Annotated in this window: 8 protein-coding genes; 7 read left to right on the forward strand and 1 reads right to left on the reverse strand. The window is 47.7% G+C overall.

The annotated features are described in order from the left end of the window. Positions 1–168 precede the first annotated feature (168 nt). The 6 genes from ACOJUN_RS22160 to ACOJUN_RS22185 all read left to right on the forward strand — a co-directional run bounded on the left by ACOJUN_RS22160 (position 169) and on the right by ACOJUN_RS22185 (position 10,615). The gene (locus ACOJUN_RS22160; RefSeq protein WP_422134027.1) at positions 169–1,731 is read left to right on the forward strand and encodes a hypothetical protein; all 1,563 of its coding nucleotides are present in this window, start codon (positions 169–171) and stop codon (positions 1,729–1,731) included. 228 nt (positions 1,732–1,959) lie between these two features. Beyond that, positions 1,960–3,453 (forward strand): hypothetical protein, encoded by a 1,494-nt coding sequence (locus ACOJUN_RS22165; RefSeq protein WP_422134028.1) that lies wholly within the window; start codon positions 1,960–1,962, stop codon positions 3,451–3,453. Between the two features lie 93 nt (positions 3,454–3,546). Then, positions 3,547–5,610: a hypothetical protein gene (locus tag ACOJUN_RS22170; RefSeq protein WP_422134029.1), complete on the forward strand. Its 2,064-nt coding sequence runs from the start codon at positions 3,547–3,549 to the stop codon at positions 5,608–5,610. A gap of 88 nt (positions 5,611–5,698) precedes the next feature. Further along, the gene (locus ACOJUN_RS22175; protein ID WP_422134030.1) at positions 5,699–7,225 is read left to right on the forward strand and encodes a hypothetical protein; all 1,527 of its coding nucleotides are present in this window, start codon (positions 5,699–5,701) and stop codon (positions 7,223–7,225) included. Positions 7,226–7,389: 164 nt separating this feature from the next. After that, a complete protein-coding gene (locus tag ACOJUN_RS22180) occupies positions 7,390–8,889 on the forward strand; it encodes a hypothetical protein (protein WP_422134031.1) in 1,500 nt (499 codons plus the stop codon). Positions 8,890–9,103: 214 nt separating this feature from the next. Then, the gene (locus tag ACOJUN_RS22185) at positions 9,104–10,615 is read left to right on the forward strand and encodes a hypothetical protein (RefSeq protein ID WP_422134032.1); all 1,512 of its coding nucleotides are present in this window, start codon (positions 9,104–9,106) and stop codon (positions 10,613–10,615) included. A gap of 306 nt (positions 10,616–10,921) precedes the next feature. Here ACOJUN_RS22185 and ACOJUN_RS22190 read toward each other — a convergent pair whose 3' ends face one another. Further along, complete coding sequence (locus ACOJUN_RS22190; RefSeq protein ID WP_422134033.1) at positions 10,922–12,187, reverse strand: hypothetical protein; 1,266 nt, start codon at positions 12,185–12,187, stop codon at positions 10,922–10,924. 266 nt (positions 12,188–12,453) lie between these two features. Here ACOJUN_RS22190 and ACOJUN_RS22195 point away from each other — a divergent pair, with 266 nt between their 5' ends. After that, on the forward strand, positions 12,454–13,821 hold the full coding sequence (locus ACOJUN_RS22195) for a hypothetical protein (protein WP_422134034.1): 1,368 nt from the start codon (positions 12,454–12,456) through the stop codon (positions 13,819–13,821). Positions 13,822–14,020 lie beyond the last annotated feature (199 nt).

Raw genomic sequence — 14,020 nt, forward strand, 5'->3', positions numbered from 1 at the left:
AGAACCCTGGCTCCCATGCTTTCAGGCCCTGTGAGCCGCAACCTGGGAACCGATACGTTCTTGCCAATTTTTTCATGATCGAATTACATGAGATCGAATAATATTAATGGATAGTTATAAATGCAGAGTCTAGGCTTCCTTATTTTAGGATTTCCGGAAGTTTTTAAAGTGATTCATAATTTAACCCGATTAATCGCGCCTGTGTTTCTTATAAAGGCTCTGAGTCTCCATGCCCAAACGACAACTCAATCGACTATACCCGAACCCCCTTCTCCTTCAACACCCCCTCCGACGATGTCCTGCGAGGCTATTTCGGGGCAGACGTCAGGGGTTCAGAGTCGCCTTATCGAGCATAAAAGCCTCGTTCGCGGTCGGCAGTGCGCTGTTCTCAGTGCCGACCCGACAGTGGATGCAGATCAGCTGATCAATCAAATTCCTGAAAACACCGTGATACTGCTCTCCTCCGAAACTGCTGTGAAGACGCCTTCTCCATCAGGTTACCCTGTCTCGAGCAAAGTCCGGGTTGAGTACCTTATTGGCAGTGAAATACGTCTAAAAAACGGTCAAGTCATTCTTGGGGCGGCTGATGATGGCCATGAAATCGTCATCAGAGATCGGCCGGGATTTGTAGATAAACATTTCGTTAAGGTCGGAACCACTGACAACTTCCGGTTTGACGAAACCGAAGACAGTCACATCAGACACCTTACTTTCCAGCCCAATCGGGAAAATGGCTCCCCCTCAATTGACTCCATTGTTTTCGCAGAATGCTATAACCGGAAACTCATTTTAAAAGAAAACGTATTTCACCTTCCTCTCCGGGCTTCACTTGTCCTTGATTGTAAAGAATCTCTGGATGCATCAGACAATGACAAACACCAGGGGCCGGGCCTGCTGTTCGCCGGAAACACACTCATAGGTACAAACTTCAAAAAGCTCACCAAAACGCTTGTTCCCGAAATAGGCCTATCTATTAATTTGCCTGCCATCAGAAATCAGCAAGAGGCATTAACTGTTACCGGGAACACAATCCGGGGCAAAATGGCAGAGGCAGGTGCGTTTAAACCTGGCTCCGGAAGCGATATAAAGATTTTCAAAAACACGGTTGATATTCGCAATTACGGCAGCATTGGTCGCCCCGCTTACCGCAGAGGTGGTTTTGCTCTTTTAGGTCATACCGATATCAGTGCAAAAACGCCTCTCTTTAATGTGGTTGGCAATAAGATCCAGGTGACAGCAACAGCTATAACTATCGGGGGACTGATTGAACTGTCTATGTCTTGCAACCAGCTGCAAGCCTTCAATGCATGGTGGCAAATGCAACCGCAATACAAATTCAAGGCACTCCCTGCAACATTTGGTGATATTGGAAGACAGTGTGAAAACCTTGTGAGTTCAAACGATGTTATGCCAACTCCACATAAAAACAACCGGGCTGATAATACCTGGACGGCGACACATTATTCCTCTGATACGGCTTGCTCCGGTTTGGAAAACTATGTAGGCCAGCTCTTCTATGACTCAGAAAACTGCCAGTCCTTCACTCGATCCTTTGTTTCCAGAACCCGCAAAACTGACAGTCCCACTAAAACTGGCAGTAATAATAAAACTGACAGTAGCACTACCACTGAAAGTATCTGCATGAACTGCGGTAGATTACCAGAGCATACCGTCCAATTTTTTAGTGTGTGTTTTCTCCTGACCCTCGTGGCTGTGATGTGCACTAATTAATCTGAGCTGATTCACCCTTCCGGTTCAGGCAGGCTTTTAGAAAACTCTGGTTCCCTTTCAGGCTCTATGGGATCCGGAGTTGGAAACAACAGGCTATCTCAAGTTATTGAGACCGGTTTTCGGATAAGCAGAGCATGGAAACAAGTTGTACTTTCTCAACACAGACCAATGGATAACTACAAATACAGCGTCTAGGCTTTTTAACGACCTTCCCGAGGAACCCTGAAAATGATTAAGTTGCAGCGTTCTACAGCTCGGTTAATCGTTACTGCATTTCTGATACAAGCCCTGAGCCTGTTCGCCCAGACAACTCAGCCTGCAACCACAACATCCTTGCCATCAACATTGTGTGACACTCTTACAGGACAAACGACGGGGGTTCAGCAACGGCTCAACCAGTATAATGACCTTGTTCGTGGACGACAGTGCATTGTCCTCAGTGCCGATCCGATAGAAGATACCGCAGAGCTGATTAATCGAGCTCCTGAAAACAGCGTGATACTGCTCTCCTCCAACATTATCCATGGAGTGACGCCTACTCCCTTCATGACCCCTTCAACAAGTAAAAAACCGGTTAACTACTTCATTGACAGTCCAATACTTATAAAAAGTGGTAAGGATATTATAGGGGCTGCTGATGACGGTTTTGAAATCGTTATTTCGCCTTGGCCAAGTTTCCGACAAAATTATATGCTCAAGATGGGTTCCTATGATGATTTTCAGTTTGGAGAAACAAGAGACAGTCATATAAAGCACATTACGTTCCAACCCATTCTACCTGACAACAGCTCACCCATTCACACGATTATCTTCGCTCAGTGCTCTAACCGCAGATTGTTTCTGGACAACAACGTATTTTATCTCCCAAACTGGATCGGAGTCAGACTTGAGTGCACAGAACCTCTCGATGCAGCTGCCAATCATTTGCGTCCGGGCCCTGGTCTGCACTTCATCAATAACACAGTACTGGCCGACTCAATCAACGCTCACGGTCACATACGTATCCCTCTGCATGCGTTAAAAATCTATCTTCGTGGCATCGAGAACCAGTCCGGGAGGGTCAGTGTTATTGAGAACACTTCCCGGGGAAAGATGGGAAGCATGGGTCGCTTTGGTCTTGGACCCGGAAGCAGTATGGATATCTTCAGAAATATTATCGATATTGACAACTCAGGCTTGACACATAGAGAAATGAATTTAGGAGGAAAAATACTAAAAGGTGGTTTCATTCTTATTGGTCATAGTGAACGCGCTTCAGAACCGCCTCTCTATAATCTGGCAGGCAACCAGATTTATGTAACAGACACCGCTATAAGTGTCGAGGCAAAACTTGAACTGGCCCTGGCATGTAACCGCCTGCGGGCCTATAAACCCTGGCAACAAGACAAACAACAACACCCCGTCAAAGCTGCTGATCCGTTACCACTGGCAGGTGAGTGCGAAAGTTCGGTAAATTCAACCGTTGCCATGGCAATGACCCGGCCGCCCAGACTCTGTCAGATTGTCAATACCTGGACTGCCATCAATAATTCCACAGCTTCTGCCTTGAGTGGACTGTCCTACGTCGATGGTCAGTTCAACTTTGACCCGCTAGTCTGCCCGGCAATCAATTCGACCTCTGCTCCTGCCACCACACCATCTCCCCCTTCATCGGAGGGCACAAACCTCGCAGCAACGGCTTTAGGCGTCGTGACCTCTTTATTCCTTTTGTTAAAAAACTAATCTGAAGTCATGTCTCCGGCAAAGAGACTGATGGCTAATTGTAAATGCAGAGTCTAGGCTTCCTATCTAGATTTATCGGTAGTAGTCCTTAATATGAACAAGTCACAGTATTATTTAGCCCGTTTAATCGTTCCTGTATTCCTTTTACAGGCTCTGAATCCGGAAGCTCAAGCGACTCAGCCGCCACTTCCAACAGACTGCGCCTCTCTTTCAGGACAAACGACGGGGGTTCATCAATGGCTTGACGACAATAGTGAATTTATTCGTAGACGACAGTGTGTTGTTCTCACTTCAGACCCAACGGTGGATACCGCTCAGCTGATCAATCAAATTCCTGAAAATACTGTCATACTGCTCTCGTCCCGTACGACGATTCAACCCGTTATCCCCCCAACAGGTAATACCCTGATTATCTACCTTATTGATAGTGAAATCGTTTTGAAGGACGGTCAGGACATTATTGGGGCAGCTGATAAAGGTTTTGAAATAGTCATTACGCCTAAGCAAAGTTATAAAAAGCAATTTATGGTCAGGGTTGGAACCCGTGACAACTTCCAGTTTGAAAAAAAAAGAAGCAGTCATATAAGGCACGTTACTTTCACGCCAAAAGGCCACGGGTACCGCAGCCAAGTATACGCAATTGTTAAAGCAGAGTGCTATAACCGAAATCTGATTATAGAAAACAACCAGTTTTCTCTTCCTTATTGGACGGCAGTTGACCTTGATTGCAAAAAACCTCTGGATGCATCCGCCAATGATGATCACACGGGCCCGGGCCTCCTGTTCGCGAATAATTTGATCATCGGTAGTGGTATCAGAACGCGGTTCGGCCTCTTTTTTGCCGAGGAAGGGATACACATTAACCTTCCAGCCATCCAGAACCAGTCAAAGAGGCTCAAGGTTATTGGGAACAGATTCCTGGGCAGAATGGCTGAAGCCGGTGAATTTGTTCTTGGACCCGGTGCCCATTTAGATGTCTTCAGAAACAGGGTCTACATTTCCAATATCGGTATCACACTTCGCAGCGCCCGTCGACAACGACAATCATTGCTGGGAGGCTTTGCTCTCATACGTCACAAAGACAGCGACTCAGAGCCTGCTCGCTTTAATCTGGCGGGCAATGAGATTAAGACAACAACAGCCGCCATAACCGTCAGAGGCCCCCTTGAACTGGCCCTGGCTTGCAATCACCTGCGGGCAATCAGTCCCTGGTTACAACTTCAACCAGAATTCAGCCTGAAATCTGCTAATCCATTGCCACTGGGAAAAGAGTGCCCAAGTGTGATGAGTTCATCCATTGCCATGCTCACTCCTGACTCAACCGTTTCCAGACAGGCTCCAGTATCAACCGTTGACATGTCAACGCCAAACTCAACGTCTGTCATGCCAGGTCTGGAATCAACCGTTGGCGTGTCAACGCTAAACTCAACCTCTGTCGTGCCGGGTCTGGGATCAACCGTTGGCGTGTCAACTCCAAACTCAACCTCTGTCATGCCAGGTCTGGAATCAACCGTTGGCATGTCAGCTCCAAACTCAACCTCTGTCGTGCCAGGTCTGGAATCAACCGTTGGCGTGTCAACTCCAGACTCAACCTCTGTCATGCCAAGTCCGGGATCAACCGTTGGCATGTCAACTCCAAACTCAACCTCTGTCATGCCAAGTCCGGGATCAACCGTTGGCATGTCAACTCCAAACTCAACCTCTGTCATGCCAAGTCCGGGATCAACCGTTGGCATGTCAACTCCAAACTCAACCTCTGTCATGTCAGGTCTGGAATCAACCATTGGCACGCCGACACCAAACTCAACCTTTGACTGGCCAACTCCATACTCAACCGTTGTCATGCCAACACACAAATCCTATACAATCAACCAGATCAGGAACACCTGGACCGCCATCCATGATTCCACCGCCAACGCCTGCAGCGGATTGTTCAACTTCGAAGGTCAGTTCTTCTTTAACAGAGAAGACTGCCTGACAGTTGCCATGACCCACGCTTTTTTTATTACCGATACGATATCCATTAACAGCAGGACTCATGATACCGTCAAGACTATCATTACCTCTATGGTCCCCACTTCGTCAGCGGGCACAAATCTGTTGACTACTTCTGGCCTGGGAATCATAACCACTCTGGCCGTATTGTTATCTCCTTGACCTGAGCTTATTCATCCCTACGCAAGCGTGGCAACCGGTTTTGATTAATAGATGAGTAAAATTGCAGCGTTCAGGAGTATGACCCAGCATGATCAAACTGCAACATTATCTGGTCTGGTTGATTACTCCTTTGTTTCTGTTACAGGCTCTGAACCAGGAGGTTCCGGGCGCTCATCGCCCTAATAAACTTGACCCGATCGAGTGCGACTCTGTCCTATTGCCTGCGTTGAAGCATACGACGGGGGTTAAGCAACGGGTGGCCCAATACGGCAACCTGATTCGCGGACGACATTGCACGGTTCTCAGCGCTAACCCTGCAGAAGATTTAAGTGAGTTGATAAAACAGCTTCCGGATGACAGAGTTATACTGCTTTCCTCACACACGTTTTCACCAACCACCCCCTCTGTGCCAACCACTCCCTCTGTGACGGGTAAAACCCGGATTCACTATTATATTAGGAATGAAATAGTTTTGAAGAACGGTCAGTTCATTCTTGGGGCTGCTGATGACGGTTTTGAAATCGTTATTTCGCTTTGGGAACGTTTTCGGGATAAAAATATGGTCAGGGTTGGAACCACTGACAACTTCCATTTTGGCAAAACTCATGAAAATCGTCTGAGTCATCTTACCTTCCTTCCGACCGGGCCTCTGGACCAGCACCCCGTTAACACCATTCTTTTCGCAGAGTGCTATAACCGGAGACTGATTATAGAAGACAATGTATTTCATCTTCCTGACTGGTCTGCGGTTGATCTTGATTGCAAAAAAAGTCTGGATGCGTCTGACAATGACTCGGAGCAGGGCCCTGGCTTGCTGTTCACCAAGAACATAGTTATCGGTAAGATCATCAGCACAATAGACAACAGAATCACCATTCCCAGGGAAGGAATATTTATTAATCTTCCTGCCATCAAGAATCAGTCAAAGAGAGTCGCGCTTACCGGGAACACAATTCTGGGCGTAATAGCAGATGCAGGTCAGTTTGAACTTGGACCCGGAACCAGTATGGATGTCTTCAGAAACACGGTCAACATTACCAATGCTGGCCCCACTGTTCGCGACACCACTGGCCTTCGAATAACACAAAGGAGTGGTTTCGTTCTCAAAGGTCATTCAGAAAGTGATGCAGAACGTCCACTCTATAATTTGGCAGGCAACCAGATCCGGGTAACAGGAATGGCTCTGGCCGTCAGTCCACCCCTTGAACTGGCCCTGGCTTGTAACCACCTGCAGGGATCCAGCCCTTGGCGACAACTATACAAAGAATTCACCCTGAAAGCCGCTGATCCATTTCCACTTGGAAGTAAGTGCAAAAACTTCGTGAGTTCAACCTTAGTTATGCCAACACCCACTACCGGTTCCTATACAATCAGCCAGATCGAGAATAGCTGGACAGCCATCAGTGACTGCAGGATCAAGGCCCTGAGTGGACTGACCAACTTTGAAGGACAGTTCTTCTTTGGCCGGGAAGACTGCCTGAAAACAACTACACTATCTCCAGGCAACAGCAGTAGGCCTGCCGCTGACATAGACCCCGATTCATCAACAGCTACAACCTCAGTAACAACGGGTTTGGGTGTCATAACCACCCTGACACTATTGTTGAATCTGTAACCCGAGAGAATCCGTCCCTTCGGTTTAAAAGCCAGAGGCATGAATTCACTTACTCTGGCTCTCTTGCTTTCAGGCTCGGCAGGTCCCATCAGGAGCACAGACTGACGGCAAGTTTAAACGCAGCGCCCGGACTTCCTATCCACTCTTTTAAAAGGGCTCATAAAATGACTAAGTTGCAGCATTATACGATCTGGTTAATCGCCCCTGTATTCCTGTTTCATACTTTGAGTTTAAAGGCCCGGATAACGACTCAATCTTCAGCCACAACGAGCCTTCCAAGAGCGTGCAACAGTCTTAAAGAACAGACGACGGGGGTTAGGCAACGACTAAACCAGTACAGTAAACTTGTCAGCGGACGACAGTGTATTGTTCTCACGGCCAACCCTGCAGATGATTTAAGTGAGCGGATAAAACAGATTCCCGAAAACACCGTTATATTGCTCTCTTCCAATACCACGGCCCCGACCGTTACCCCAGCGACAGGTATAATCCCGGTTAAGTACTTTATCGGCAGAGAGATAGTTTTAAAGGACGGTCACGACATTCTCGGGGCTGCTGATGACGGTTTTATAATCGTCATTACGTTTCATTCAAATTATAAAAAGAAAGAGATGATCAGGGCTGGAACCACTGACAACTTTCAGTTTGAAAAAACAAGAGACAGTCATATAAAACACATTACTTTCCAGACCACCGGACCTAAGCACCACAGGCCGGTTAACACCATTGTTTTCGCAGAGTGCTATAACCGGAGATTGATTGTAGAAAACAACGTTTTCTTTCTTCCTGAATTGGCTGCAGTTTATATTGATTGCAAAGAACCCCTGAATGCATCGGACAATACCACACGGCCCGGCCCGGGTCTGCTGTTCGAAAATAACACGCTCAGAGTTGACCCCACCAGTGCGATGCACCACGGTACTATTCCCGAGGAAGGGGTCTATATTAATCTTCCCAACATCATGAACCATTCAAAGAGGGTCGCAGTTATTGGGAATCGGTTCGTGGGCGAAATGGCAGACGCAGGTGAGTTTAATCTTGGACCCGGAGCCAGTATGGATGTTTTCAGAAATACACTGGTGATTTACATTGCCGAAGGACAACCTCAACGAGGTTTTGTTCTTACTGGTTTTGCAGATACCGACGCAGAACGTCCTCTCTTTAATCTGGTCGGCAATAAGATCTATGTAACAGGGACGGCTATAGCCGTCAGCACACCCCTTGCGCTGGCTCTGGCTTGTAATCAACTGCAGGCAGTTAAACCCTGGCAACAACTTCAACCGCAATTCATCCTGAAAGCTGAAGATCCATTAGAACCTGGACTGGCAGGTGAGTGCCAAGGCTTCGTCAGTTCAACCGTTGCAATGCCCACTTCAGGCTCTGCAGCTGTCATGGCAACATCTATTCCGTTTTCAATCGGTCATATCATGAATACCTGGACGGCTATAAATGGCTCCACGGCGACTGCCTGCAGCGGACTGATCAACGTCGAAGGCCAGTTCCTGTTTGAGTCGTACAGCTGCCAGGCAGCAACCGCATCCCCTGCTGCTATTACTGACACGACTTGCATTAACGGCGCGATCGCCAGTTCTTCAGAAGTTACAACCCTGTTGACTACTGGCTTGGCTGTCATAACAACTCTGGCCATTTTATTGACTCCATAACCTGAGCTAATTCATCCCTTCGGTTTACAAAGGCCGTTGCAAAACCCCGCCTGTGAATGGCTCAGAAGTCAGGACTTCAACTCTGGCCAAAAGCACCAGAGGAACAATAGAAAGAAAAGATCACCTATTCTATAAAAACACTCTGGTCTCGTTAATGGATAAGTATTAATACAGAGTCCAGGCTTCCTATCGCCTTTTATGCGGTGTCCAGATAATGATTAAGTGGCTACTTTATTTTGCGCGATCAATCGTCACTGTATGTCTGATACTGACTCTGAGTCTGCAGGCTCAGACTCCAACCAATGATCCTGCAAGGGTACTGTGCGACTCTTTGTCAGGACAAACAACAGGGGTTCAACAACGGCTAAACCTCTACAGTAGCCTTGTCAGCGGGCGGCAATGCATTGTTATCGGTGCCAATTCGACAAAAGATTTAGCTCAGTTGATAAACCGGCTTCCTGAAAACACCGTGATACTGCTCTCCTCAGAGGCTGTCACTAACCTAACGACGCCTATACCATCGGTCACCCCTGCCCCTGCGTCGGGCATAACCCCGATTGACTACCTCATTGGCAGTGAAATCGTTTTGAAAGACGGTCAGGACATTCTTGGGGCCGCTAATGATGGTTTTGAAATCGTCATCAAGAATAACGCAAGTTATACAGATACACAGATGGTCAGGGTTGGAATCACTGACAACTTCCAGTTTGGAGAAACAGAAGACAGTCATATAAGACACGTTACTTTCCTGCCAACCGGACCTAAGCTACCCAGGCCCATTAATGACATTGTTTTAGCAGAGTGCTTTAACCGGAGACTGATTTTAGACAACAATGTATTCTATCTTCCTTATAAGTCTGCGGTTAACTTTGAGTGTAGAGAACACCTGAATGCGGCCCAAAATGACAGTCGTCCGGGCCCGAGCCTGATGTTTGTCAATAACACAGTTATAGGTAACACTATCCCAATGCAGATAGACGAATTAACTCCCGAGAGAGGGATACGTATTCATCTTCAATCCATCAAGAACCAGACACAGAGGGTCGCTGCCATAGGGAACATATTTCAAAATACAATGGCAGGAGCGGGTGAAATAATGCTTGGAGCCGGAACCAGTATGGATGTTTTCAGAAACAGGGTCGATATTTCCAATGTCGGCAAGACCTACAAGGAAGCTTCTGGTCGAGGAAAATTAATACAAGGGGGATTCATTCTCATAGGTCATACCAGTAAGATTGAAGAACCTCCTCTTTATAATTTTGCAGGCAATCAGATCCGGGGCTCAGCAGCAGCTATAGTCGTTATTGACACCATTAAACTGGCTCTGGCCTGTAACCACCTGCAGGCTGGCAGTCCGTGGCGACAACTTACAAAACACAGCCTGAAAGCCGTTGACCCATTGACACTGGCAGATAAGTGCGGAAGCCCAGCGACTTCAACTATTGGCATGGCAACTGGAAGTTTGCCTGCATTCTGCCAAATCGTGAATACCTGGACTGCTATTAATGTTTCTACAGTGACTGCTTTAACTGGACTGACCAACGTCGAGGGTCAGTTCTACATTAACTCAGCTGCTTGCATGGCAGACGCTCAGTCCTCTTCTTCTATTGCCAATACGACTTTCAGTACCAGTACCAGTCCGGTTCCCACTTCATCATCAGGTACCACCGCAGTGACCAATGGTTTGGGTGTCATAGTCACTCTGGCCATATTGTTGAAACTATAGACATGAACTGATTCATCCTTTCGGTTTAAACAGGTTGTTGCAAAACCCTGTATATAAATGGCTCAGGAGTCAGGGCAAACACCCTGAATAACAGAAACTTAAGAGAGAACAGACAGAAAGATCGATCTATTTTCTTGCAACGCCTTAATCCTATTAATGGATAATTATAAACACAGCGACTAGGCTTCCTATCGACTTTCCAAGGAGTCCTGAAAATGATTAAGTTGCGGCACTATTCGTCCCTGTCCATCGCACCTGTATTTCTTTTACTGCCTCTGAACCTTCAGGCTCAGAACACGACTCAACTTACAGCCGCAGTTCAATCGACAGCTGGAGTTCAATCGAAAGCCACAGTTCAATCGTCAGCCGCAGTTGAACCGACAACCACAGTTCAATCGTCAGCCGCAGTTGAACCGACAACCACAGTTCAATCGTCAGCCGCAGTTGAACCGACAACCACAGTTCAATCGTCAGCCGCAGTTGAACCGACAACCGCAGTTCAATCGTCAGCCGCAGTTGAACCGACAACCACAGTTCAATCGTCAGCCGCAGTTGAACCGACAACCACAGTTCAATCGTCAGCCGCAGTTGAACCGACAACCACAGTTCAATCGTCAGCCGCAGTTGAACCGACAACCGCAGTTCAATCGTCAGCCGCAGTTGAACCGACAACCGCAGTTCAATCGTCAGCCGCAGTTGAACCGACAACCGCAGTTCAATCGTCAGCCGCAGTTGAACCGACAACCGCAGTTCAATCGTCAGCCGCAGTTGAACCGACAACCGCAGTTCAATCGTCAGCCGCAGTTGAACCGACAACCGCAGTTCAATCGTCAGCCGCAGTTGAACCGACAACCGCGGTTCAATCGTCAGCCGCAGTTGAACCGACAACCGCAGTTCAATCGTCAGCCGCAGTTGAACCGACAACCGCAGTTCAATCGTCAGCCGCAGTTGAAACGACAACCGCAGTTCAATCGTCAGCCGCAGTTGAACCGACAACCGCAGTTCAATCGTCAGCCGCAGTTGAACCGACAACCGCAGTTCAATCGTCAGCCGCAGTTGAACCGACAACTGCGGTTCAATCGTCAGCCGCAGTTGAACCGACAACCGCAGTTCAATCGTCAGCCGCAGTTGAACCGACAACCGCAGTTCAATCGTCAGCCGCAGTTGAACCGACAACCGCAGTTCAATCGTCAGCCGCAGTTGAACCGACAACCGCAGTTCAATCGTCAGCCGCAGTTGAACCGACAACCGCAGTTCAATCGTCAGCCGCAGTTGAACCGACAACCGCAGTTCAATCGTCAGCCGCAGTTGAACCGACAACCGCAGTTCAATCGTCAGCCGCAGTTGAACCGACAACCGCAGTTCAATCGTCAGCCGCAGTTGAACCGACAACCGCAGTTCAATCGTCAGCCGCAGTTGAACCGACAACCGCAGTTCAATCGTCAGCCGCAGTTGAACCGACAACCGCAGTTCAATCGTCAGCCGCAGTTGAACCGACAACCGCAGTTCAATCGTCAGCCGCAGTTGAACCGACAACCGCAGTTCAATCGTCAGCCGCAGTTGAACCGACAACCGCAGTTCAATCGTCAGCCGCAGTTGAACAAACAGCCGCAGTGCAACCGACAGCTAGAGTTCAACCGTCCGCCGCTGTTCAATCGACAGTTACAGCTCAATCGTCAACTGCAGCTCCTACTACTGCAACTCCCCATCCAACGGAATTATGCAGCTCTCTCAGAGGTCAAACGACGGGGGTCCAACAACGGCTCGAGGACAGTGATCTTGTTAGCGGACGACAGTGCGTTGTTCTCAGTGCCGACCCTGCAGATGATTTAAGTGAGTTGATAAAACAGATTCCTGATAACACCGTTATCTTGCTTTCCTCCAAAACAACTTCTCCAACCGTTGCCCCCGTGACAGGTAAGCCCACTGCTGAATATCTTATCGCCAATGCAATAACTCTGAAGAACGGTCAGGACCTCATCGGGGCTGCCGATGACGGTTATGAAATTGTTATCAAGCTCCATGATAACTTTAAAAATAGATACATGATCGGGGTTGGCGTTGACTACGATGACAAATTCAATTTTGGAGAAACAGCAGACAATCATATAAAACATATTACTTTCCGGCCAACTGGAGTTAATCCAGATACTCAAACTGACGATATTGTCCACACAAACTGCTATTATCGGTCATTATCTATAGAGAACAACGTTTTTTATCTCCCTGTCTGGGCCGCAGTTAACATTAGTTGTTCTGCGAATCTGGATGCATCCACCAGTGATTTGCACACGGGTCCGGGCTTACGTTTCGCTAATAACAAGGTCATTGGTGAAACCATCCGCACAACAAAACTCAGTATGATTCCCGAGGAAGCAATATTCATTAATCTTCGCAACATCAATAACCTGTCAAACAAACTCGAAATAATTGGTAACACATTCCGGGGCAAAATCTCGGAATTGGCTGACATTGCAATTGGATCCGGAAGCAATATTAATATCTTCAGAAACACTGTTGATATTGATAATAAAGGCAAGACACGTAGCGAAATCCGTACAGGAATTGAAACCCGAAGGGGTGGGTTCGCTTTAAAAGGTCTTTTCGTTTTTGCCCATAGAAAAGCTCCTCTCATTAATCTGGTTGGTAACAATATCAACGTCACAAGGACAGCTTTAACTATCTATGACAAGCTTGATCTGGCACTGACCTGTAACCACTTTCGGGGAATGACTTTGTGGAAAGTAGACAACGAATATTTCCCCCTGAAAGCCGTTGATCCATTGCCACTGGCAGATAAGTGCCCAAGGTCTGTGAGTTCAACCGTCGGCATGGCAACGACCAGTGCACCGACACTTTGCCAGATCGTGAATAGCTGGACTCCTATCAATGATTCCAAAGCCACTGCTTTGACTGGACTGACCAACGTCGAGGGTCAGTTCTACTTTGACTCAGCTGTTTGCATGAGAGACCCTCAGTCCTCTGCATCTATTACCAATGCGACTTTCAATATCAACCCGGTTTCCACTTCATCGGCGGATACAATCCCAGTGACCAATGCTCTGGGGGTCATAGCGTCTATTACCAATGCGACTACCAATGCGACTTTCAATATCAACCCGGTTTCCACTTCATCGGCGGATACAATCCCAGTGACCAATGCTCTGGGGGTCATAGCCTCTCTGGCCATATTGTTGAATCTATAGCCTGAGTGTTTCATCCCCTCGTTTATAAAGAGGCTGTTGCAACGCCCTTGCCCTGTAAGTACCTGGCCAGTTGGTTTCGCATATTCTGGCGAGTGGATTTTTTCATCCTTCAAGGCGCAACGACGGGCGCGTAGCCATAGCTACGCAACCAGAGTTGGAACGCAGAAGGATGGAAAAAGCCGCCGTCCAGAATATGCGA

This window comes from Endozoicomonas sp. ALD040 (genome assembly GCF_049275945.1).
GTDB lineage: Bacteria > Pseudomonadota > Gammaproteobacteria > Pseudomonadales > Endozoicomonadaceae > Endozoicomonas_A.

Bases quoted from the DNA above. Each gene is read 5' to 3' on its own strand.
- ACOJUN_RS22180 (WP_422134031.1), top strand. From the start codon at position 7,390: ATGACTAAGTTGCAGCATTATACGATCTGGTTAATCGCCCCTGTATTC.
- ACOJUN_RS22170 (WP_422134029.1), top strand. From the start codon at position 3,547: ATGAACAAGTCACAGTATTATTTAGCCCGTTTAATCGTTCCTGTATTC.
- ACOJUN_RS22175 (WP_422134030.1), top strand. From the start codon at position 5,699: ATGATCAAACTGCAACATTATCTGGTCTGGTTGATTACTCCTTTGTTT.
- ACOJUN_RS22165 (WP_422134028.1), top strand. From the start codon at position 1,960: ATGATTAAGTTGCAGCGTTCTACAGCTCGGTTAATCGTTACTGCATTT.
- ACOJUN_RS22185 (WP_422134032.1), top strand. From the start codon at position 9,104: ATGATTAAGTGGCTACTTTATTTTGCGCGATCAATCGTCACTGTATGT.